This window comes from Azospirillum sp. 11R-A (assembly GCF_049472615.1).
GTDB classification, from domain to species: domain Bacteria; phylum Pseudomonadota; class Alphaproteobacteria; order Azospirillales; family Azospirillaceae; genus Azospirillum; species Azospirillum palustre.
The window spans coordinates 214,042-236,720 of the sequence record NZ_JBCEBL010000005.1 but is presented as its reverse complement, the minus strand read 5'-3'; the positions used below and the strand labels follow the sequence as shown (position 1 = coordinate 236,720).

Annotated in this window: 21 protein-coding genes; 12 read left to right on the top strand and 9 right to left on the bottom strand. The window is 68.2% G+C overall.

Features of this window, described 5'->3' with window-relative positions; all coding sequences use genetic code 11:
- Positions 1-85 precede the first annotated feature (85 nt).
- On the top strand, positions 86-484 hold the full coding sequence (locus VH569_RS10360; protein ID WP_423315272.1) for a response regulator: 399 nt from the start codon (positions 86-88) through the stop codon (positions 482-484).
- Entirely contained in the window at positions 481-831 is a 351-nt protein-coding gene (locus VH569_RS10355; RefSeq protein ID WP_423315271.1) for a hypothetical protein, read from the top strand. The genes VH569_RS10360 and VH569_RS10355 overlap by 4 nt, the downstream gene beginning before the upstream one ends.
- A 6-nt stretch (positions 832-837) precedes the next feature.
- On the opposite strand, the gene VH569_RS10350 is transcribed toward VH569_RS10355, so the two are convergent.
- Positions 838-1,446, bottom strand: a complete 609-nt coding sequence (locus VH569_RS10350) for a nitrogen fixation protein NifQ (RefSeq protein ID WP_423315270.1) — start codon at positions 1,444-1,446, stop codon at positions 838-840.
- A 121-nt stretch (positions 1,447-1,567) separates the two neighbouring features.
- Positions 1,568-2,017: a CoxG family protein gene (locus tag VH569_RS10345; protein ID WP_423315269.1), complete on the bottom strand. Its 450-nt coding sequence runs from the start codon at positions 2,015-2,017 to the stop codon at positions 1,568-1,570.
- 137 nt (positions 2,018-2,154) lie between these two features.
- Between VH569_RS10345 and VH569_RS10340 the strand changes: the two genes are divergently transcribed.
- The 5 genes from VH569_RS10340 (at position 2,155) to VH569_RS10320 (ending at position 7,921) form a co-directional block, all read left to right on the top strand.
- Positions 2,155-2,574 carry a secondary thiamine-phosphate synthase enzyme YjbQ gene (locus tag VH569_RS10340; RefSeq protein WP_423315268.1) on the top strand — a complete coding sequence of 140 codons (420 nt, stop codon included), beginning with the start codon at positions 2,155-2,157 and terminating at the stop codon, positions 2,572-2,574.
- Positions 2,575-2,757: 183 nt separating this feature from the next.
- Positions 2,758-4,362: a DegQ family serine endoprotease gene (locus VH569_RS10335; RefSeq protein WP_423315267.1), complete on the top strand. Its 1,605-nt coding sequence runs from the start codon at positions 2,758-2,760 to the stop codon at positions 4,360-4,362.
- Between the two features lie 90 nt (positions 4,363-4,452).
- On the top strand, positions 4,453-5,133 hold the full coding sequence (locus tag VH569_RS10330; RefSeq protein WP_391349096.1) for a winged helix-turn-helix domain-containing protein: 681 nt from the start codon (positions 4,453-4,455) through the stop codon (positions 5,131-5,133).
- 25 nt (positions 5,134-5,158) lie between these two features.
- Entirely contained in the window at positions 5,159-6,592 is a 1,434-nt protein-coding gene (locus VH569_RS10325) for a HAMP domain-containing sensor histidine kinase (protein WP_423315266.1), read from the top strand.
- A gap of 240 nt (positions 6,593-6,832) precedes the next feature.
- A complete protein-coding gene (locus VH569_RS10320; RefSeq protein WP_423315264.1) occupies positions 6,833-7,921 on the top strand; it encodes an AI-2E family transporter in 1,089 nt (362 codons plus the stop codon).
- 10 nt (positions 7,922-7,931) lie between these two features.
- Here VH569_RS10320 and VH569_RS10315 read toward each other — a convergent pair whose 3' ends face one another.
- The 3 genes from VH569_RS10315 to VH569_RS10305 all read right to left on the bottom strand — a co-directional run bounded on the left by VH569_RS10315 (position 7,932) and on the right by VH569_RS10305 (position 11,963).
- Positions 7,932-9,488 (bottom strand): MDR family MFS transporter, encoded by a 1,557-nt coding sequence (locus tag VH569_RS10315; RefSeq protein ID WP_423315263.1) that lies wholly within the window; start codon positions 9,486-9,488, stop codon positions 7,932-7,934.
- Between the two features lie 67 nt (positions 9,489-9,555).
- Positions 9,556-11,307, bottom strand: a complete 1,752-nt coding sequence (sppA, locus tag VH569_RS10310; RefSeq protein ID WP_423315262.1) for a signal peptide peptidase SppA — start codon at positions 11,305-11,307, stop codon at positions 9,556-9,558.
- Positions 11,308-11,390: 83 nt separating this feature from the next.
- Positions 11,391-11,963, bottom strand: coding sequence for a peroxidase-related enzyme (locus VH569_RS10305; protein WP_423315261.1), 573 nt, complete (start codon positions 11,961-11,963; stop codon positions 11,391-11,393).
- 148 nt (positions 11,964-12,111) lie between these two features.
- Here VH569_RS10305 and VH569_RS10300 point away from each other — a divergent pair, with 148 nt between their 5' ends.
- Complete coding sequence (locus VH569_RS10300) at positions 12,112-13,197, top strand: response regulator (protein WP_423315260.1); 1,086 nt, start codon at positions 12,112-12,114, stop codon at positions 13,195-13,197.
- Between the two features lie 6 nt (positions 13,198-13,203).
- Here the strand turns inward: VH569_RS10300 and VH569_RS10295 are convergent, their stop codons facing one another.
- From VH569_RS10295 to VH569_RS10285, 3 genes are all read right to left on the bottom strand, one after another.
- Positions 13,204-13,500 carry a type II toxin-antitoxin system RelE/ParE family toxin gene (locus VH569_RS10295; RefSeq protein WP_423315259.1) on the bottom strand — a complete coding sequence of 99 codons (297 nt, stop codon included), beginning with the start codon at positions 13,498-13,500 and terminating at the stop codon, positions 13,204-13,206.
- A 9-nt stretch (positions 13,501-13,509) separates the two neighbouring features.
- Positions 13,510-13,806 (bottom strand): hypothetical protein, encoded by a 297-nt coding sequence (locus VH569_RS10290; protein WP_423315258.1) that lies wholly within the window; start codon positions 13,804-13,806, stop codon positions 13,510-13,512.
- 96 nt (positions 13,807-13,902) lie between these two features.
- Positions 13,903-15,975, bottom strand: a complete 2,073-nt coding sequence (locus VH569_RS10285) for a methyl-accepting chemotaxis protein (protein WP_423315257.1) — start codon at positions 15,973-15,975, stop codon at positions 13,903-13,905.
- Between the two features lie 293 nt (positions 15,976-16,268).
- Here VH569_RS10285 and VH569_RS10280 point away from each other — a divergent pair, with 293 nt between their 5' ends.
- From VH569_RS10280 to glpX, 3 genes are all read left to right on the top strand, one after another.
- On the top strand, positions 16,269-17,543 hold the full coding sequence (locus tag VH569_RS10280) for an LL-diaminopimelate aminotransferase (RefSeq protein WP_423315256.1): 1,275 nt from the start codon (positions 16,269-16,271) through the stop codon (positions 17,541-17,543).
- Entirely contained in the window at positions 17,543-18,847 is a 1,305-nt protein-coding gene (locus VH569_RS10275) for a homoserine dehydrogenase (protein WP_423315255.1), read from the top strand. Before VH569_RS10280 ends, VH569_RS10275 begins: the two co-directional genes overlap by 1 nt.
- Positions 18,848-18,929: 82 nt before the next feature.
- Entirely contained in the window at positions 18,930-19,931 is a 1,002-nt protein-coding gene (glpX, locus tag VH569_RS10270) for a class II fructose-bisphosphatase (RefSeq protein ID WP_174471837.1), read from the top strand.
- A 100-nt stretch (positions 19,932-20,031) separates the two neighbouring features.
- On the opposite strand, the gene VH569_RS10265 is transcribed toward glpX, so the two are convergent.
- Entirely contained in the window at positions 20,032-21,879 is a 1,848-nt protein-coding gene (locus VH569_RS10265; RefSeq protein ID WP_423315254.1) for a carboxylesterase family protein, read from the bottom strand.
- Positions 21,880-22,235: 356 nt separating this feature from the next.
- Here VH569_RS10265 and VH569_RS10260 point away from each other — a divergent pair, with 356 nt between their 5' ends.
- The gene (locus VH569_RS10260) at positions 22,236-22,448 is read left to right on the top strand and encodes a DUF1127 domain-containing protein (RefSeq protein WP_423315253.1); all 213 of its coding nucleotides are present in this window, start codon (positions 22,236-22,238) and stop codon (positions 22,446-22,448) included.
- Positions 22,449-22,679 lie beyond the last annotated feature (231 nt).

Here is a 22,679-nt window from a genome sequence, read left to right as displayed (position 1 = left end):
CCGGTAACCGACCTTCGATTGCCCGCCACCGGTTCGGGCGGTATCAGTGGGATGCGGCGTATTGGCTGGAGCAATGGGAGTGGATATGCAGGCGATCGACTATTCCCAGTTTCAGCTCCTGGTCGTCGAGGATCAGCCCTTCGTCCGCCGCACCATCGTCCAGATCCTGAGCCAGATCGGCTTCCGCGACGTGACGGAGGCCGACAACGGCGAGTCGGCGATGTACGAGTGCATCCGCGTCAATCCCGACCTGATCGTCTGCGACATCGACATGAAGCCGGTCTCCGGCCTGCAATTCCTGGCCCGCCTGCGCGCCAGCACCGAGGCCGCCAATCCCCGCGCCCCGGTGGTGTTCCTGACCAACCACACCGAATCCGAGATCGTGAAGCAGGCGATGGCGCTGGGCGTCAACGGCTTCGTGGTCAAGCCGCCCTCCTTCGCCGCCCTGAAGGAGCGGGTCGACCGGCTGCTGGGCGGGCGGTGAGGCGCTGCCTCGTCCTGATCGCCACGTTGCCGCTCGCCGCCTGTTCGGGCGAGCCGTCGGAGGGCGACATGCGCAAGCTGGTGGAGGCGCACACCCGCCGCACGCTGGAGCGCCAAGGCAATGCCGCCTTCCGTGCCTTCGACAATTTCCGCAAGCAGGGCTGCGTCGAGGCGAAGCCGAAGGGCGGCAGCGGCAGCCGGGACGGCAGCGGCCAGTATGACTGCTATTACGCCGCCACCTTCGTGCCGCAGCCGGGCCAGCCGCCGCTGACCGTCAATGGCAAGGGCCGCTTCCGCCACACCGACAAGGGCATGACCTTCGAGGATCTGGGCGCCCAGCCACGCTGAGCCTCCTTACCCGTTGCGCGCGAGGCGGGAGAGGGTGGACAGCGGGTCCCCGGCCTCCTCGCCGAAGCAGACCTCGACGTCCTCGCACACCTCGCAGTTGGGGGACTTGCACAGCATCAGCCCCTCGCGCTCGCAAAGCTGGCGGTAGAAGAACTTCTTCCACTTCATGTCGCTGGAATTCAGCGCCACCAGCGCCGGGAAATGCCGCCGGAACATGGTGTTGAGTTCGCCGCGGTCGTGGAACCCCATATCCTGCCACAGATGGTTGGGCTCCAGCGACCGGCGGGCCAGGATGGCGGCCAGCCAGCGCTCCTCGTCGGCCCCCGTCGCGCCATGCTCGACCAGAAAGGCCCGCAAATCGGCCTCTTCGATGGCGTCCTCGCCGGACCCGCCTCCGCCGGGGAGGGCGGCGACGGCATTGGCGAACTGCGGCGCGTGTCTTGCGGCAAGCTCCGTCAGCTCGGCCTTGGTCAGCGCCAGCGATCCCGTCATCGTCCGCGCCGGATCGGCGGCGGCAAGCGCCAGGATGCGGCCGAAGATCATGCGGTCGGTCGCGGCGGCGTCCGCAGCGGGAATTCGGTCAAGGCTGTGGGCAGTGGGCTGGGACAGGACCACTCGGTATCTCCACCGGCAAAGAGCACCCGCGACGCCTACTATCCTGACCCATCATGCTGCACTTGCGAAAGGCGCTCTCCGGTCCCATGGCCTGCGGCATTGCGCCGCATCATACAGCCTCCTACTCCGGGCGGCCGTCGACTTCCTCCGCGAAGCGCTCGAAGAAGCCGGCGAGCACGCGGTCGGTCTTGGCCTGCACCAGCTTCACCGCCAGTCGGCCGACCGCTCCGCCAAGCGCCACCGACAGGCTGTAGGTCAGCCGGGTCCGCCCGTCCTCCTCCTCCAGCACCACGAAGGCCTCGCCTTTCACCGCACCGGCCAGCCCGCCATTGCCCTGGGCGACCAGCCGGTAGCGGTGGGCGCCATCCTCCGGCTCCAGCCGCAGCCGGCCGGAAAAGCGCGCCTTCATCGGCCCAAGCGTGGTGCGGACCCGCGCCGCATAGTCGGTGGACGACAGCCGCTCCATCTCTTCCAGCACGGGGATGCAGCGCATCAGCACCGCCGGGTCGCAGAGTGCCGCGAACACGCGGTCGCGCGGTCCGGGAACGCTGTGGGTGCCGGTGATGTCCATGCGCCGTCTTCCTCCTTGGCCTTCCGACAGAAACAGTGCGCCCATCGATTTCATACGGGCGAACCGTTGGGGTAGAGACATCTGGTATTGCCTGTCCCCGGAACCAAGCCGGCAAACCATGAAGGAGACCGCACGCCATGCGACAAGCCGTCACGACGCTGACCGTTCCCACCCGCGGCGCCGGGCTGGTCGAGGTGACCGCCCAGGTCCGGCGCTGGGTGGCGGAGCAGGGGATGGAGACCGGGCTGCTGACGGTGTTCTGCCGTCACACCTCGGCCTCCCTGACCATCCAGGAGAATGCCGATCCCGACGTGCAGGCCGACCTGCTGCGCTTCTTCCGCCGTCTGGTCGCGGAGGATCCGTCGCTCTATGCCCACACCACCGAGGGGCCGGACGACATGCCCGCCCACATCCGCTCCGCCCTGACCGGCGTCAGCCTGTCGGTCCCGGTGATGGCGGGGGAGCCGGCGCTGGGCACCTGGCAGGGCGTCTACCTGTTCGAACACCGCGCCCGGCCGCACCGGCGGGAGATCGCGCTGCATCTGATCGGGGAATAGGCCCGCAAGACCGATCCAGCAGGCCGGCCTGAATTCCAGCCTGAAATTTCTTTCATCCGGTCGCAAGGCGGCGGTGAAGGGCGGGTTCCTATGTTGGGGACAACAGCGGTGAGGTGCCGCGGCGGCCGGACCGCCGGAGCCACCTCCCCACAGTCGGAATCGCCTGATCGGAGTGTCGCCGTCATGACCACCCTTCCTCCCGCCAATTCCCAGTCGAAGCCCCAGCACGAGATCGGGCGCGCTGGCCGCCTGCGCCGGACTGTCGCCGCCCTGCTGCTGGGCTCCACGGTGCTGACGGCTCCGGCGCTGACCGGCTGGGCGGTTTCGCAGGCCCAGCAGAACGCCACCCCGCCGGCCGTTGCCATGGTGCAGGACACGCCGGCCAGCTTCGCCGACCTCGCCGCCAAGGTCAGCCCGGCCGTGGTCAACATCGCCGCCACCCAGGAGGCCAAGGCCGAAGCACGGACCCAGCGCGGCCCGGCGATCCCCGGCGTGCCCCCCGGCACGCCGTTCGAGGAGTTCTTCCGCCAGTTCCAGGACCAGATGAACCGGAATGGCGGTCCTAATGGCGGTCCTGACGGCGACCAGGATCAGGACCAGGGTCCGCGCGGCAAGACCGGGGCGCTCGGCTCCGGCTTCATCATCGATCCGGCCGGCTATGTCGTGACCAACAACCACGTCATCGACGGCGCCAGCGAGATCACCGTCACCCTGCAGGACGGCACCGCCATGCCGGCCAAGCTGATCGGCCGCGACGCCAAGACCGACCTCGCGCTCCTGAAGGTGAAGTCGGACAAGCCGCTGCCGTCGGTCGACTGGGCGGACAGCGACAAGACCCGCGTCGGCGACTGGGTGATGGCGGTCGGCAACCCGTTCGGGCTGGGCGGCACCGTCACCAAGGGCATCGTGTCGGCCCGCGGCCGCGACATCCACAGCGGCCCCTACGACGATTACTTCCAGCTCGACGCCGCCATCAACCGTGGCAACTCGGGCGGCCCGACCTTCGACCTCAGCGGCCGGGTGATCGGCATCAACACCGCCATCTACTCGCCCAACGGCGGGTCGGTCGGCATCGGCTTCGCCATCCCCGCCAACCTCGCCAAGGAGGTGGTGGCCCAGCTGAAGGACAGCGGCAAGGTCGAGCGCGGCTGGCTCGGCGTGAAGATCCAGGAGGTGACGCCGGACATTGCCGACAGCGTCGGGCTGCCCAGCGCCAAGGGCGCCCTGGTGGCCGAGGTGACCGCCGACAGCCCGGCCCAGCGCGCCGGCCTGCATCAGGGCGACGTGGTGCTGTCCTATGCCGGCAAGCCAGTCAACAACCTGCGCGACCTGACCCGCCATGTCGCGGATACCAAGGCCGGCGACACGGTGGACCTGAAGATCCTGCGCGAGGGCCGCGAGAAGACGGTTCCGGTGCGCATCGACCGCCTGTCCGAACAGCAGCAGATGGCCGCCGCCGAGACCGACCCCGGCAAGGGCTCCGCCGAGCATGAGGAGGTCGCACCGGTGAAGGGGCTGAAGCTCGCCCCGCTGGACCGGGCGGCGCGCAAGCGGCTGGGCATTGGCGAGGACGTCCAGGGCGTCGTGGTGACCGGCCTGTCCTCCAGCGTCGATGTGCCGGTCCGTCCCGGCGACGTGATCGAGCGGGTCGGCGACACCGAGGTGAAGAGCCCGGCCGACGTCCGCCGTCAGGTGACCGAGGCCGAGAAGGCGGGGCAGAAGGCGCTGCTGATGCTGATCAACCGGCAGGGCAACGAGTCTTTCGTCGCGCTGAAGCTGAAGGCGTGAGGCAACGCGCTCTTTGAGTGACGGAAAGTCCGGCCGGGCACGACACCCTCGTGCTTGGCCGGGCTGTTTTGGGAGGCTACACTCGTGCTCATGAAGATTCTCGTCATAGAAGATGATCGCCAGGCCGCCAGCTACCTTGCCAAGGGGCTGAAGGAGGCCGGCCATGTGGTGGACGTCGCCAACGACGGGAAGGAAGGCCTGTTCCTGGCCGGGGCCGAGCATTACGACGTGATGATCGTCGACCGCATGCTGCCCGGCCGCGACGGCCTGTCGCTGGTCCAGGTGCTGCGGGCGGCCGGCAACGACACGCCGGTGCTGTTCCTGTCGGCGCTGGGCAGCGTCGACGACCGGGTGAAGGGGCTGAAGGCCGGCGGCGACGATTACCTGACCAAGCCCTTCGCCTTCTCCGAGCTGCTGGCGCGGATCGAGGTGCTGGTGCGCCGGCGGGGTGCCGCCCAGCCGCAGACCCGCCTGTCGGTCGGCGATCTGGAACTCGACCTGCTGTCGCGCAGCGTCAAGCGCGCCGGCAAGGCCATCGACCTGCTGCCGCGCGAGTTCTCGCTGCTGGAATATCTGATGCGCAATGCCGGCAGCGTGGTGACCCGCACCATGATGCTGGAGAATGTCTGGGACTATCACTTCGATCCGCAGACCAACGTGATCGACGTGCACATCGCCCGTCTGCGCCAGAAGATCGACAAGGATTTCCCCACCCCCCTGATCCACACCGTGCGCGGCGCCGGCTACAGCCTGCGCGCGGCGGAGGCGTAAGGGTCTCGATGGAATTGCGTGACGTATGAAGCATGAGGGCGCGGCCGCCGCCGGCCTGCACGGCTTTGTCGCCGCCGGGCTGCGGCTGGTGCGGACCACGGCGTTCCGGCTGGCGCTGCTCTATCTGGCGATGTTCGTCCTGTCGGTCGGGCTGATCCTGGGCGTCGTCTATCGCACCACCGCGGGCTTTCTGGAGCAGGAGATCGGCGAGACCATTGCGCTGGAGGTCGCCGGCCTGCAGGACCATTACCGCAACTACGGGCTGCCCGGCCTCGTCGATGTGGTGCGGACCCGCAGCGCGGTGGCCAACAACAACTCCATCTATCTGCTGACCACGGCGGCGGGGGTGATCCTGGCCGGCAACCTGTCGGGCTGGCCGGCGGCGGTGCCCAACGCCAGCGGCTGGACCCATTTCAAGGTCGCCGACTATGGCGGGGTGACCGACAGGCCCTCCACCGCCCAGGCGGTGACCTTCACGCTGCCCGGGCAGTTCCGCCTGCTGGTCGGCCGCGACATGAGCGAGATCGACCAGCTGCGCACCCGGATGTTCCGTTCGCTCGGCTGGATCCTGGGGGCGACCGCCCTGCTCGGGCTGGGCGGCGGGCTGCTGATGAGCCGTGGCGCCATGCGGCGGATCGAGGCGATCAACCGCACCACCCGCCAGATCATGAGCGGCGATCTGAGCGACCGCGTGCCGCGGTTCGGCGGCGGCGACGAGATGGACCGGCTGGCCGGAAACCTCAACGCCATGCTGGACCGCATCGAACGGCTGATGACCGGCATGAAGCAGGTGACCGACAGCGTCGCCCATGACCTGCGCACGCCGCTGACCCGCCTGCGCTCCCGCATCGAACTGGCCCTGCTGCACGAGACCGAGGACCCGGAGGTCTATCGCAGCGTGTTGCAGGACACCATCGTCGAGGCCGACCGGCTGCTCGCCACCTTCACCGCCCTGCTGTCGATTGCGGAGGCGGAATCGGGCGCCAAGCGACAGGACTTCGTGCCGGTCGATCTGGCGGAGGTGGTGGAACTCGCCGCCGACCTCTACGAGCCGGTGGCGGACGAGCGCGGGCAGCGCCTGTCCGTCGACATCCGCGGCAAGCCGGTCGTCCATGGCAATGGCCAGCTTCTGGCCCAGGCGGTGTCGAACCTGCTGGACAACGCCATCAAATACACGCCGGACGGCGGCAGCATCGCGCTGGTCCTCGACGGTCAGGCCCCTGGTCGCGCCGCCTGCATCGAGGTCGCCGACAGCGGCCCCGGCATTCCGCCGGACATGCGCGACAAGGTTCTGCAACGCTTCGTCCGGCTGGACACCGCCCGCGCCTCGCCCGGCAACGGGCTGGGGTTGAGCCTCGTCGATGCGGTGGCGACGCTGCATGGCGCGAAGCTGGAGCTGAGCGACAACCAGCCCGGCCTGAAGGTCAGCCTGTTGTTCCCGCCGGAGGCACGTCGGTAAGGGGAGGCCGGTAGCAGGCCAAAAAAAAGCCCGCCGTGAGGCGGGCTCTTAAAGTGACATCAGCGAGAATGACTCCTTGGCGTCACTGCTGATATGGGGCGGTTCTCAGCGCCTTCCATACCGATCTTCGGACTACCGCCGACGGCCTAGCCTGCCGAAATTGCGCAACGTCTGCGGATCCTGCGCGTTCTTCCCGCGAGGCTGTCCGTCCGACGGCCGCGAGTGCGGGAGTTTGAAGAGATGGCGACACCCAGCCGGCCCACCGCCTATCCCACCACGACGCCCGGCGGCGGGGCGGCGCAGACCGAGCCGCCGGCACGGGCCGGGCGCGGGGAACTGGCCGTCTTCACCTGGAAGGTGCTGATCGTCGCCGGGGTGGCGGCGCTGAGCATCTTCCTGTGGCGGATCTCCGGCACGCTGCTGCTGATCTTCACCGGCGTGCTGTTCGCCATCCTGTTGCAGCGGCTGACCGGCTATGTGCAGCGGGCGACCGGGCTCGGCCATGGCTGGTCGCTGGCCATCGTGCTGCTGACGCTGGTCCTGCTGGTCGGCGGCGGCGGCTGGCTGATGGGCACCTCGATGGCGGCCCAGCTCGGCCAGTTGCAGGAGCAGGTGACCAAGGCGATGGGCATGCTGCCCGATGGCTGGCGCGACCGCATCATGGAGCAGGGCAAGGAATGGCCCTGGATGAACCAGCTGAGCAGCTTCGCCTCCGGCCTCGTCTATGTCGTCGGCGACGCGGTGGTGGTGATGTTCGCGGCGCTCTATCTGGCGGCGTCGCCGGGGCTCTATCAGCGCGGCGTCGTTCTGCTGGTGCCGCCGCGCGGGCAGAAGCGGGCCTGCGAGGTGATGGATGTGGCCGGCGACAGCCTGTGGAAGTGGCTGATCGGGCAGCTGGTGGCGATGGCGGCGGTCGGCACGATGATCGCGGTCGGGCTTTGGCTGCTCGGGATCCCGTCGGCGCTGGCGCTGGGCATCGTGGCGGGGCTGATGGAGTTCATCCCGCTGGTTGGCCCCTTCCTGGCGGCGGTGCCGGCCCTGCTGATCGGTTTCGCCCAGTCGCCGCAGGACGCGCTGTGGGTCGCCGGGCTCTATCTGGTCATCCAGCAGATCGAAGGAAACGTGATCACGCCGCTGTTGCAGAAACGGGTGGTCGATCTGCCGCCGGTGGTCACCATCAGCGCGATTGCCGCCGGCGGCGTGCTGTTCGGCATCATGGGCATGTTCCTGGCGACGCCGCTCGCCGTTGTCGTGCTGGTGCTGGTCAACCTGCTCTACATCGAGGACAAGCTGGGGCAGCCCAGGCACTTCCCCAGCGATCATTCCTGACGGCTTGCGGTCAGCCTTCCGCGGCCGGGGCGGTCTCCGCCCGGCCGGGATTGGCGGAGCGCAGCGGCAGTTCCTTCAAAAACAGCGTCATGGCGAAGGAGACGACCGCCAGTGCGGCGGCCAGCAGGAACAGGGTGGCGAAGCCGTGCTCCAGCGTCGCCACCACCCCGCTCCGGGCGGCTGCGGGCAGGCCGGCGAGGGCCGCGGCGCCATGTTCCAGAACCGCGCGGCCGGACAGGCCGGCCCCCTCAAGCCGTTCGGACACCACAGCGTTGAAGACGGCGCCGAACACCGCGACGCCGACCGACCCGCCGAGCGAGCGGAAGAAGCCGACCGCGGCGGTGGCGGCCCCCAGGTCGCGATGCTCCACCGCATTCTGCACGGCGACCGTCATCACCGGCATCACCAGCCCCAGCCCCATGCCCAGCGGCACCAGGATCAGCGTCGACCACAGCCCGTCCGCCGCCAGGGCCGGCAGGCTGCCCAGCAGGGCATACATGACGCCCGACAGGGCCAGACCGGCCAGCGGGAAGGCCTTGTAGCGCCCGGTCCTGGCGATCAGCCGTCCGCCGCCGACCGACCCGACGGTCATGCCCAGCACCAGCGGCAGGAGCAGCAGGCCCGACACCGTGGCGCTGGTCCCCTGTACCAGCTGGAGATGCAGCGGCAGATAGACGATGCCGGCGAACAGCACCATCGCCGACACGGCGACCACCGGAGTCGCCACCGCCACCACCGGGCGGCGGAACAGGTGCAGCGGCAGGATCGGCTCCTCGATCCGGCGCTCGTGCCAGAGGAAGACCGCCAGCATGACGAGGCCGGCCGCCAGCAGGGCCAGCGCCGCCGGGCTGCCCCAGCCCATGGCGTCGCCGCGGGTGGCGACGACCAGCAGGCTGGTCACCGCCCCGGTCAGCAGCGCCGCACCGGCCAGATCGATCCGCGGCTTGGCGCGGCCGGCGGGCAGGCGCGACAGGGTGCTGCGGGTCATGGCGAGCGCGGCGGCGCCCAGCGGCAGGTTGATCAGGAAGATCCAGTGCCAGCCGATGGTCTCGGTGAAGATGCCGCCCAGCAGCGGCCCGGCGACGCTGGCCAGCGCGAAGACGCCGCCGATCATGCCCTGGTACCGCCCGCGCTCGCGCGGGGCGACGACATCGCCGATGATGGTGAAGGCCAGCGACATCAGCCCGCCGCCGCCCAGCCCCTGCAATCCCCGGAACAGGATCAGCTGGGTCATGCTTTGCGCCGCGGCGCACAGGACGGAGCCGACCAGGAACAGCAGGATCGCCGTCTGCAGCACGCGCTTGCGGCCATAGAGGTCCGACAGCTTGCCGTAGATCGGCGTGGTGGTGGTGGAGGTCAGCAGATAGGCGGTGACCACCCAGGGCAGCATCTCCAGCCCGCCGAACTGGCTCGCCATCGTCGGCAGCGCGGTGGCGACGATGGTCTGGTCCATCGCCGCCATCAGCATCGCCAGCGCCACCCCGCTGAACACCCGCAGGATTTCCTGGTGGGTGAAGACGGGATGGGCCGAATCGGGCTCTGCGGCGCGGGTGGCGGTCTCGGTCATGGTCAGGCGTCTCGGACGTGAAGATCTTCGAACGGTGAAACGAGGGGTGACGCCAAGCCGGCGCTGTTCACCGCCCCAGCGACATCGGCGGCATGCGGGCCTGCACGCCGTCGCCCTGGGCGGCGCCCAGCAGGGGGCGGAGCTGCGCCAGCAGCGGCCGCAGTTCGGCCACGGCGGCGAGCGCACCGACCAGCTCGCCCTTGCGGGACACCAGATCGAGGATCTGGTCGGTCACCGACTTCGGCGGCGGGTACGGGATCAGGCTCACCGGGGCATCGGGGGACAGGCCGGCGGCGGTGCGGGCCAGCGTCAGCGCCTGCTCCTGGCCGCCGAGATCATCGACGAGGCCGAGGTCTCGGGCCTGGGCGCCGGTCCAGACGCGGCCCTTGGCGATGCCGCGCGCCTGTTCCGGCGTCATCCGCCGGGCCTCCGCCACCCGTTGCAGGAAGTTGGCGTAGGTGTCCTCGATGATGGCGTTCAGCCGGTCGGATTCGCCGCCTTCGAAGGGATGCAGCGGCGACCACATGCCGGCATTCTTAGCGCCCTGCACCCGGTCCCAATGGATGCCCAGCTTGTCGGACAGGCCGCCGATGGCGAATTTGCCGGCGACGACGCCGATGGAGCCGGTGACGGTGGCGGGGGAGGCGACGATGCGGTCGGCAGCCAGCGCGATCCAATAGCCGCCCGACGCCGCGGTGTCGCCCATGCTGGCGATCACCGGCTTGCCGCTCTGCCGCGCCTTGACCAGGGCCCGGCGGATCGCCTCCGAGGCGGAAACCGCGCCGCCGCCGCTGTCGATGCGGAACAGGATGGCGCGCACCTCCGGATCGTCGGCCGCTTCCTCGATGGCCTTGACGATGGTCTCCGACCCGGCGGACATCCCGCCCAGCGTCGGCTTGCCGCTATCGCCGCCGGTGATGGTGCCGACGGCGTGGATCAGGGCGATGGTCGGCCCCTCGCCGTTGGGACTGCCGGCGACCGACAGGTAATCGGCCGGGTTCAACGTCTCCGCTCCGGCCCCGGCCCGCTTCAGCGCCTCGTCCCGCGCCTCGTCGGCATAGCCGAGCCGGTCGACGAATTTCTGGTCCAGCGCCTCCCGGCTCAGCAGCGGCGCCTTGTCCATGGCGGTCCGCACTGCGGCGGGGGCGAGGCGCCGGCTCTTGGCGATACCGTCGACCAGCTGGTTGCCGAGGTCGCCGACCAGCGCCTCCATCATCTCGCGGTTGGCCGGGGTCATGCCGGACTTGGTGAAGGTCTCGGCGAAGCTCTTGTATTCCTCGCGCTGGGCGAAGCTCGGCTGCACGCCCAGCTGGTCGAAGGCGTCGCGGGCGAAGGGCAGCTCCGCCGACAGGCCGGTGATGCCCAGCGTGCCCAGCGGTTGCAGCCACACCTCGTCGAAGGCGCTCGCCAGCAGGTAGGAGCGGTTGCCGGCCCCGGCCCCGCCATACTCCTCGGCGAAGGCGACGGCGAAGCGGCCCGAGGCGCGGAACCGCTCGATGGCGGTCCGCAGCTCCTGGGTCTGGGCGAAGCCGATGCTGTCGTCGCCGAAGCGGGCGAGGACACCCTTCACCTTCGGGTCGCGCCGGCCGCCGTCGAGCGCGTCCAGAACCTCGCGCAGCGTGGTCTGGTGTTCGAACAGGCTGCCGAACTTGCCGTCGTCGCTCTCGGCCAGCGGCTTGGTCAGGTCGAGTTCCAGCACCACGGCGGCGGGCAGGGTGGGTTCGTGACGGACCGCCAGCACCACCACCGCCACCGCGCCGACCACCAGCAGCAGGCCGATGAGCGCGAACAGACGGACGAAGAAACGGACGATCGCCATGATACCTACCCTGTGTGGCATTGAAGACTATCAATAAGGCTGCCGGTTGCGATGCCGATGGAAGACCGGGACTTATCCGGCCCTCAGCGGTCCTGGCTGTGGTACTCGCGGTTCGGGATCATGTCCACCGCGGTCGCCACGCGGTTGGACATGTTGTAGAAGCCGACCGTATCGGCAATGTCGAAGATGTCCTCGGCGCTGAATCCGGCGGCGCGCAAAGCCTCGCGGTCGGGCTCGCCCACCGACATCGGCTCCTTGGTCAGCTTCCAGGCGAAATCGAGCATGATGCGCTGGCGCGGCTCCAGCGGGGCGACGCGGTAATTGGCGACCAGCATCTCGCCCAGCTCCGGATCGCCGGACAGCTTGCGCACCGCCTGTCCATGGGCGACCAGGCAGTAATAGCAATGGTTGGCGGAAGAGACGACCACCGCGATCATCTCGCGCTCAAGCTTGCTGAGGCCGCTCTCGCCCAGCATCAGCTCGTTGTAGGCCATGGCGAAGTTGCGCAGCTTCTTCGGCCGCAGGCTGTAGGCCTGGAGCACGTTCGGCACGAAGCCCAGCTTTTCCACGCACTTGTCGAACAGGGCCTGCATGTCGGGGTCGAGGTCCGGTTTTTCCGGCAGGGGCAGGGCCATGACGTGATCGGGTTGCGGCATCGGGCGAGTCCTCTCTTTTGTTTGCTGGGCCTTTTCGGCCGGGGGAGGGTAACCGTGGCCGCGCGGTTTGTCTTCCGTTCCGCTTGTCGCTCGCCAATCGGGTTCGGTTGTGCCAGAAGTGGAAACTGAATGCGGGAATATGTCCCGGTTGGCGAAACAGAAGGCGATGACCCAGCCGAAGCTCGATCTTCTTTCGGTCCTGGTGGTGGAGGACAGCAGCTTCATCCGCACGGTCCTGACGGCGACTCTGCGCACCATCGGCATCGGCCGGGTGGATGGGGTGGCGAGCGGCGCCGACGCCATCCGCTGGCTGGAGGAGCGCCGCGCGGCCTTGCCGCCGGGCACCGCCCCGGTCGACCTGATCCTGTCCGATCTGGTGATGCCCGAGGTGAACGGGCTGATGCTGCTGCGCTGGATCCGCTCCAGCCCGAAGAGCCCGGACAAGTTCCTGCCGGTGCTGATGCTGTCGGGGGCCGCCGACCGGCATTATGTCGAGCAGGCGCGCGATCTCGGCGCCACCGACTTCATCGCCAAGCCCTTTTCCGCCCAGACCATCGCCAGCCGGCTGCTGTTCGCCATCGCCCGGCCGCGCCGCTTCGTGCTGGCAAAGGGATATTTCGGCCCCGACCGCCGCCGCGCCGACAAGCCGGTGGCGATGGATTGCCGGATGACCGCGCCGTCAGAGATCCTGATGGTGCACAGCGCGTCGAAGGCGCGCGGCATCGACCGCTTCCCCGTCATCTATTTCGACCTGCCCAACCGGCTGGGCGCCAAGGCCGGCCTTGCCCCGCGCGACCCGGTGCCGACCCTGCCGCCGGAGGTGCTGGCCGCCGCGGAGGAGGAAATCCTGAACCGCGCCGGCGACTATGCCGTCTGGATCGGCTCGGAGGTGGACGAGATGGGCCGCCGCGTCGACCGCCTGCCGCGCGAGCCCGACGCGGTGGCCGGCCTGCTGGCCCAGGTCAACCGCTCGGCCCACGAGATGCGGGGCCAGGGCGGCATCTTCGGCTATCCGCTGATCACCCACATCGCCAAGTCGCTCTACGAGGCGACCCGCAACGGCCTGACCACGGTGACTGCCAACGAGCATCTGCTGTTCAAGGCCCATGTCGACGCGATCAGGGCGGTGATGACCGGCCGCGTCAGCGGCGACGGCGGCGCCACCGGCCAGCAGCTTCTGGCGTCGCTGGAGGTGGCGAAGCGGAAATACGCGAAGGCGACCGGGGCGGGGTGAGGGAGGCTATTCCCTCATCACCTGCGGCAGGTCGCGCGCACCGTGGACGATGCGGACCACGATCACTCGGTCTGCTTCCGCGGCTTTGTATATGATCAGGTAAGGTGAAACGGACAGGCTGCGCAAACCAACGCCCAACTCTGGACGGCTTCGGCCGATGGCAGGCATCGACGCGATCTTTCTGCAATGATCCCGGATATCCAACACCATGCGGATGGCTGCCAGCGGATTGGCCTGGGCGATGTAGTCGCCGATGCTCTCAAGATCGGCATCCGCGGCGGCGGTGAAATCCAGCCGTGCCATTGCTGCCGATCAACCCTGTCCGGGTTCTCCCGCCTTGGCATATTTGGCGATCAGACGTTCGAACAGCATCTCGCCGTCCGTCGTCCGCCCTGCATCCGCGTCCTCCAGTCCGACAGCGACGTCGTCCTTCAAAGACTGCCGGCGCTCCTCTTCACTCTCATCGACCGGTTCGATGGTCACCCGGAAGCGGGTTCCGGCCGGCGGGCGGACGGGGAGGGCGGCCGTGATCGCTCGCGGCAGTTCCTCCGCCGGAATTGTGGCCGTCACTTTGGAGGGGCGTGCCGGCGGGGTCGGCGAAACGGGCATCGCGGGACTCTCCAGGAGAGAAAACGGACTGCCGCCAGGATACATGCCTCCCTCTTGGGTGGAAAGCGGCGACCGCCATGCCCCTCCCCAATCCCCTCACGCCGCCCGGATCTTCCCAATGAAGTCGGCGACGTCGCTGCGCAGCCCGTCCGCGTTCCGCTTCAGCGCGTCGGCCATCGACAGCACCTCCTTCGCCATGGCGCCGGCGCGGCCGGCCTCGGTGCCGACGAGGGAGGCGTTGTGCGACACCTGATCGGTGCCGTCGGCGGCCTGCCGGACGTTGCGGCCGATCTCCGCGGTGGCGGCGTTCTGCTCCTCCACCGCGGCGGCGACCGCGGAGATGTTTTCCTCGATGTGGGTGACGATGCTGCCGATGTCGTCGATGGCGCTGACGGTGTGGCCGGTCGCCGCCTGGATTTCGGCCACCTTGGCGGTGATGTCCTCGGTCGCCTTGGCGGTCTGGTTGGCGAGGTTCTTCACCTCCTGCGCCACCACCGCGAAGCCCTTGCCGGCCTCGCCGGCCCGTGCCGCCTCGATGGTGGCGTTCAAGGCCAGCAGGTTGGTCTGGCTGGCGATGTCGGTGATCATCCGCACGATCTCGCCCACCTGCTGGGCGGCGCCGCTGAGATCGGCGATGACGTCGGCGGTGCGCCGGACGTCGCCGACTGCCCGCTCCGCCATCTCGGTCGAGCCCGCCATCTGGCGTCCGATCTCGGCGATGGAGGCGGTCAACTGCTCCGCCGCGGCGGCGACGGCCTGGACATTGTCGGATGCCCCTTCGGACGCGCGGGCGACGGAGAGGACATGGACTTCGGTCTCCGAGGCGATGTGGCTCATCTGCTGGGCATTGCCGCGCAGGCCGGTGGCCGCCCCCGCCAGCTGTTCGGCGACCTTTTCGATGTGGCGGTCGAACGCATCGACCAGCCGCTCCAGCCGCTCGGCCTCGCGCAGCCGGTCCTCCTGGTGCTGCCGTTGCTCCGCGGCCAGCCGGTCGGCCTCGGCGAGGCTGAGACGGAACTGGTCGAGGCTGCGCGCCATGGCGCCCAGCTCGTCGGCGCGTTCGGCGCCATGAATGGTCAGGTCGCGCTCTCCCGCTTCCAGCCGCGCCATGTCGCCGTTCAGGCGGGCGATGGGCCGGGTGATGTTGCGGGCGACCAGGACGGCGATCAGCGTCATGGCGATCAGCAGGATCGCCAGTCCGGCGGCCATGCCGACCAGCCGGGTCATCGACTCCTGCGCATCGCGGTTGGCGAGCCCGATCAGGTCGTCGGCCACGCGGGTTTCGACGCTGCGCAGCATGTCGATGGCGATGGTGATGGTGTCGAACCACTTGCCGGCATCGACCCGCTCGCCCTCGGCCCCATAGGCCGATGCGATGCCGATCCGCCGCATCCGCTCCACCTCCGCGATGGCCGGTCCGGCGAAGGTCCGGTCGAAATGGCCGGCCTGCTCGGCCGTCAGCTTGTTCTTCAGCCCGCCCATCAGCGCCTTGTATTCGCCCGACAGCTCGATGAAGCGTTCATGCGCGTCGATGGGGAAACGGTCCTTGCGGAAGGCGCCGCCGCCGACCGCACGCTGCTGGCCCAGCCGCTCCTTCGCCTCCGACAGGGAGACCAGGGCGTCGGCGGCGCGCAGCTGGTCGCTGCCGTCGGACAGGGACCGGGCCTGCCCGGCGGCGTCGAGCAGCCTGCGGATCATGGCGGTGTAGCTCGCCACCACCTCCATCGAGGATTGCGCCATGCCGTCGACGCCGGTGCGCAGGCCGGACAGCTGCGACAGTGCGTCGCGGGCGCCGCCGATCGCCGCGGCAACCCGCGGGTCGCCGATCCGGGCCTCGGCGAATTGCCGGTTCAGGTCGGCCATCCGGGCGTCGGCGGCGGTCCGCACCGTCTCCATGCGTCCGCGGTCTTCGGCGAGCTTGCCGCCGAGGAAGATGGAGGAGGAGCCGCGTTCCTTCTGAAGCTCGTGCACGAGGCTGGTCATGCCCACCGACAGCCGGGTGACGGAGGCGAGATCGGACGCCCGGCGGCTCGCTTCGACCTGTTCCCACACCAGCAGCGACGACAGCACGACCACGCCCGCCATCGGGACCGACAGCGCCAGCGCCATCTTGCGCGCGAAGCGCATGTCGCCGAGCAGCCGATCCGCGACCTTCAAAAGCGAAACCATCTTACGACTCCAACATCCTTGACCGTTGCGGCATGGCGACGAAAGTTCCAAGCCGAAGGTATGAAAGCTAATGGGTTAAAGCACAGTTAGGTTTAACCACGACGTTGGTAGGGAGATTGTTAAGCCACTCCATCAACCGGCGCTCATGGGGCCGTCGCGGCCAAAGCGCTGAATCCGACGGTCGGGGCGCGAAATTTGCCTCGCTTCCGTCGCGTCAGGGCGGTAGAACGTCAGTCCCGGTCCGCAGGTCTCTTGGGTTCGTGGCGTGACCGGAGCGGTCTTCCGGAGCGTCCATGTCCAACACCGAATTCCATCGCATCAAGCGCCTGCCGCCCTACGTCTTCGCCGAAGTGAACGCGATGAAGGCGCGAGCTAGGGCCAACGGCGCCGACATCGTCGACCTCGGCATGGGCAACCCCGACCAGGCGACCCCGCAGCACATCGTCGACAAGCTGGTCGAGGCCGTGCGCGATCCGAAGACGCACCGCTACTCGAACTCCCGCGGCATCCCCGGCCTGCGCAAGGCCCATGCCGCCTATTACAAGCGCCGCTTCAACGTCGACGTCGATCCCGAGACCGAGTGCATCGTCACCATCGGCTCGAAGGAAGGTCTGGCGAACCTCGCCCAGGCGATCACCAGCCCCGGCGACATCATCCTGGTGCCGAATCCCTCGTACCCGATCCATCCGTTCGGCTTCATCCTGGCCGGCGCCTCGGTGCGCCACCTGCCGGTGGGCATGGAGAACGGGGCGTCGACCGACATCGACAGCTTCATGATCATGCTGGAGCGCGCGGTACGCCACAGCGTGCCGAAGCCGCTGGCGCTGGTGCTGAACTACCCGTCGAACCCGACGGCCGAGGTGGTCGGGCTGGACTTCTACCGTCCGATCGTCGAGTTCTGCCGCAAGCACGGCATCTACATCCTGTCCGATCTGGCCTATGCCGAGATCTTCTTCGACAACGACCCGCCGCCCTCGATCCTCGAGATCCCGGAAGCGCGCGAGATCGCCGTCGAATTCACCTCGATGTCGAAGACCTATTCGATGGCCGGCTGGCGCATCGGCTTCGCCACCGGCAACAAGACGCTGATCACCGCGCTGGCCCGCATCAAGTCATACCTCGACTACGGCGCCTTCACGCCGATCCAGGTCGCCGCCGCCGCCGCGCTGAACGGTCCGCAGGACTGCGTGCAGCAGGTGCGCGACATGTACAAGCAGCGCCGCGACGTGATGATCGAGGGTCTGGCCGCCGCCGGCTGGGAGGTTCCCAGCCCGAAGGCGTCGATGTTCGCCTGGGCGCCGATCCCGCCGCAGTTCGCCCATCTGGGCTCGCTGGAATTCTCCAAGCTGCTGCTCCAGCAGGCGGAGGTCGCGGTGGCGCCCGGCATCGGCTTCGGCGAATACGGCGACGGCCATGTCCGGCTGGCGATGGTGGAGAACGTCCACCGCATCCGCCAGGCGACCCGCAACATCAAGGAGTTCTTCCGCTCCAACGCCGGCGGCGTTGCGGCGAGCGAGGACCCGGTGGCCCGCGCCGCCCTTCTGGAATCCGAGAAAGCGAAAGCCTGATGCCGAACGCCCAGCAAGCCCCCCTGAAAATCGCCGTCGCCGGCCTTGGTACGGTCGGTGCCGGCGTCCTGAAGCTGCTGGAAACGCAAGGCTCGCTGATCGAACAGCGCTGCGGCCGCCGGATCGAGGTGGTCGCGGTCAGCGCGCGCTCGAAGGGCAAGGACCGCGGCGTAGATCTGTCGCGCGTCCAGTGGTTCGACGATCCCGTCGCGATGGCCGCCCAATCCGGCGCCGATCTGGTGGTGGAGCTGATCGGCGGGTCGGAAGGCCCGGCGCGCGACACCGTCGCCACGGCGCTGGAGACCGGCAAGCATGTGGTCACCGCCAACAAGGCGCTGCTGGCCGTCCATGGCACCGAGATCGCCCAGAAGGCCGAATCGCGTGGCTTGACCGTCGCCTTCGAGGCGGCGGTGGCCGGCGGCATCCCGATCATCAAGGGTCTGCGCGAGGGTCTGGCCGGCAATGCCGTGTCGGAAATCCACGGCATCCTGAACGGCACCTGCAACTACATCCTGACGGAGATGCGGACCACCGGCCGCGACTTCGCCGACGTGCTGGCCGACGCCCAGGCTCTGGGATATGCCGAGGCCGATCCCAGCTTCGACATCGACGGCATCGATGCCGCGCACAAGCTGGCGATCCTGGCGTCGGTCGCCTTCGGCACGCCGGTCGATTTCTCCGCGGTCTATGTCGAGGGCATCCGGCAGGTGTCGGCGGTCGATTTCGACTATGCCGACCAGTTGGGCTTCCGCATCAAGCTGCTGGGCATCGCGCGGCGCACCGAGGCCGGTGTCGAGCAGCGCGTCCATCCCTGCATGGTGCCGGTAGCCGCCCCCATCGCGTCGGTGGACGGCGTGTTCAACGCCGTGGTGGCGCAGGCCGACTTCGCCGACCGTGTGCTGTTCGTCGGCCGCGGTGCCGGCGCCGGCCCGACCGCGTCGGCGGTGGTCGCCGACCTGATCGACATCGCGCGCGGGCGGTCTACGCCCACCTTCGGCGTTCCGGCCGATCGGCTGGGGGCGGCAACCCCCTCGCCGATGGAAGCGCGCCGCGGGTCGTACTACGTCCGCCTGATGGTCGTGGACCGTCCCGGTGTGATAGCGGATATCGCAGCGGCGATGCGCGACCAGAACGTCTCCATGGAGCAGTTCCTGCAACGCGGCCGCTCGCCGGGCGAAGGCGTTCCGGTGGTCCTGACCACCCATGACACCGACGAGGCGGCCATGCAGCGCGCGCTTGCGACCATCGCGGCCAGCGACAGCGTGCTGGAGCCGCCGCGGATGATCCGGATCGAGCAGTTCTGACCAGGGCAGTTCTGACCAGGACCGTTTCCCACCATAACCAATACACAGCCTGATACGACCGAAGAGTCGGGGGGAGCACACGATGTCTACGCCGTCTACGCATGTCGACCTGTCCCACATGGACCGCAACCTCGCACTGGAGGCCGTCCGCGTGACCGAGGCCGCCGCCCTGTCGGCCTCGCTGCTGATGGGTCGCGGCGACGAGAAGCTGGCCGACCAGGCCGCGGTCGACGCCATGCGCCAGGCGCTCAACACGCTCTACATCGACGGCACCGTCGTGATCGGCGAGGGTGAGCGCGACGAGGCCCCGATGCTCTACATCGGCGAGAAGGTCGGCGCCGGCATCGGCTCCGGCCCGAAGGTCGACATCGCGCTCGACCCGCTGGAAGGCACCACCATCTGCGCCACCGGCGGCCCGAACTCGCTGGCCGTGATCGCCATGGCGGAGGAGGGCGGCTTCCTGAACGCCCCCGACGTCTACATGGACAAGATCGCCGTCGGCGCCGGCCTGCCGGACAATGTCGTCGATCTGGACGAGACCCCGGCCAACAACCTGAAGGCGCTGGCCGCCGCCAAGGGCACCGAGGTGCAGGAGCTGCTGGTCTGCATTCTGAACCGCCCGCGCCATGCCGAGCTGATCGCCCGCGTCCGTGAAGCCGGCGCCCGCATCATGCTGATCAACGACGGCGACGTGTCGGGCGTCATCGCCACCAGCCAGGCCGGCACCGGCGTCGACATGTATGTCGGCTCCGGCGGCGCGCCGGAAGGCGTGCTGGCCGCGGCGGCGCTGCGCTGCATCGGCGGTCAGTTCCAGGGCCGTCTGCTGTTCCGCAACGACGACGAGAAGGCCCGCGCCGCCAAGTGGGGCGTCACCGACCTCGACAAGAAGTACAGCCTGCACGAGCTGGCGCGCGGCAACGTCATGTTCGCCGCCACCGGCGTCACCGACGGCGCCATGCTGAAGGGTGTCCGCCGCGTTCCGGGCGGTGCCTATACCCACTCGGTCATCATGCGCTCCAAGTCGGGCACGGTCCGCTACATCGAGGCACACCACAACCTGTCGCGCAAGGTCAGCGTGAAGTAAGCGGTTTGCCGCCGGTCCCGTTCGGGGCCGGATGCCATGGACAGGGGCGCGCGGGACTTCTCCCGCGCSCCCTTCTCTTTGCCGTCTTCCAGTGGGACGGTTACGGCTTGCTGCTGGCGGTCGTCTGCGCCGCCGCCGGATAGACGCCCAGCGTGTTCCACAGGGCCGAGCAGTTGCCGGCCTGGTCCATGCCGGAGACCGGCGTCGTCGTCGATGACGTCCGGCTGTTGAAGACGTTCAGAACGCCGGTGGGGGTATAGGCGGTCAGTCCGGCCGGGGCCGCCGGGTTCTTGGCGAAACTTGCCCAGGTCGAACTCATCGTGCCGGCCAGGATGGCGTCCGCCTGGGGCGGGTTGGCGAACAGGATGCCCAGCGTGCTGAACACGTAGGGCAGCTCGTTGGCATGGCAGACATTGCCGTTGCTCGGCGCGCAGGCCGCGACCGGCTGGCCCGACGAGGACTTGTAGAGGTCGAAGATCGGCTGCTGGCCGAACAGATAGCCATAGATCGGCGAGGTGCCCTTGGCGCTGGCGATCTGGTTGTAGGCCTGTCCGGCCGTCCACAGATTCGCGCAGTGGAAGGCGAAGTCGTCGATCAGCAGATCGGTCGTCTGCGCCGTTCCGTTGGTGATCTTGTCCAGGCCGTAATAGGTCGGCGGGTTGGCGGCCGGCGCCACATAGGGCTTCTGGCCGGCACTGTTCTGGTAGGCGGCGATTGCCGTCCGCGCGGTGGTGTCCGGGATCGCCTTGGCCAGGATCTTGTTGTATTCCGCCGGCAGATAGGGGCCGGGGATTCCGGCGGCGATCATCGCGGCGAAGACGGCGCCTTCATCGGCATTGACGCCGAACAGGAAGGGCTTCTGCGGCATGCCGGTGGCGAAGCCGGCGATCGGCTGGGCGACGACGTCCTTGCCGTCGATGGTCGGCGCCCAGGGCAGGGAGTCCGCCAGCGCCCCGGCCGCCGGAACGGGACCGCCGCCGCCGTTGCCGTTGCCGATGCCCAGATTGAGGAAGTCGGCCTGCGCCTTCTGGATGGTGTCGGCCGACAGGCTCTGCAACCATTCCATGTTGCCCGGACAGCTCAGCAGATGGAGCGTCTTGGTGCACAGCCAATGGATGAAGTTGGTGCCCTGATTCTGGGTGTCGGCCAGGGTGCGATACAGCGATCCGATGGGGTTGCTTTCCATGATCGCCGCCCGGAACAGCGGAGCGCTGGCCGGAGAGGCGAAGAGATGCAGCCCGGTGGACATCGCGCCGGCGCTTTCGCCGAACAGCGTGACCTGCGTCGGATCGCCGCCGAAGCGGGCGATGTTGGACTGCACCCAGAGCAGGGCGTTGCGCTGGTCGTCGAGGCCGAAATTGCCGTTGATGTCGACGGTCGGCGCATCCTTCTTGCCGGTCGCCGGCACCTGCGCCGCCATGAAGCCCAGCGCGCCCAGCCGGTAGTTCAGCGTGACCACGATGACGCCGTTCTGCGCCAGCGCCGACCCATTGTAGACCGGCGAACCTCCCGAGCCGGTGATGAAGGCGCCGCCATGGATGAAGACCATCACCGGCAGCTTGGCCGCCGGGTTGTTCAGCGAGGCCGTCGGCGCCCAGACATTCAGGTACAGGCAATCCTCACCGGTCGCCGGCGGCTGGGCGTCCCAGGCCGGCAGCTTCTGGATGCATTGATTTTGCACGTTCACCGCCTGCATGGCGGGCGCGGGCGGCCAGCTTGCCGGTGCGCTGGGCGTCCAGCGGTTCGGCGGCACCGGTTGGTTCGCCACATAGGGAATGCCGAGATAGGAGGTGATGCTCCCCGTCCCCTGGCTGCCGCAGAGGGCTGCGGTCGATTTCGTGTTGTCGGTCCAGACCGTCGTCGGGTCGGACGTCGTGCAGGCGGGGGCGGCCGGCGGTTGGGGATTGGGCGTTGCCGGCTTGGGCGAGGCCGCCCAGGCCGATCCCATGACCGATGTGGCCAGGAGGGGAAGGGCAAGCATCCCAGCGAAAAATACACTCGAAGGTTTCTTATTGCGGATGATCGACATTGGACTATTCCTCTAAAGTAGAAATAATACCAACATACCATCCATAATTTCGGAGAACTTCCATCGGCCGGGAGTATTGCGGGAACGGAGTTCCGCGGTTCGCCGCTGGCAGTGCCTGATCGCGGTGTGGCGAAGCGTGCGTTCCACAGGCGTTTCCAGCCCATCGAATCCGCGCAGGTCTGCCGCCGCAGGACCGCAGAGGGTTGTCCGTTGATTTCGCGGGTGCGAAAGGCAAAATAGGACCATGTAATCAGCGCCAAGCGCAGGAGATCAACATGGCCTACTCTTCGATGCAGTCTTCGTCCGGTGAATTGTTTGCGGCCGGAACAAAGGAAAACACCCTCTTCCAGCGTGTCGTTCATTGGATCAACGAACGGATTGAACTTTACCGTGCTGAAAGTGAGCTGAACCACATGTCCGACGCCGAACTGTCCGACATCGGACTGACTCGCGGCGAAATCCATATGGCCGTCCGCCGCAGCGTCTGAGGCGGCTTCCGGCGCGGTCTCGATTGTCGGAAAGACCGGATATCGAAAGGTTTGCCCACAGCGTCTGACGCGAGGCGGCCAATCGAGTCCCGAATGCGGAAAGCCCCGGAAAATGCCGGGGCTTTCGCATATGAACCTGCATTAACCTTTTCTTCATGGACCCTGCCCATGCGACGCATATGCCTGGGAAGGGTTGCGCGCTGCAGCATGATTATGGTTAATGCATTTTAA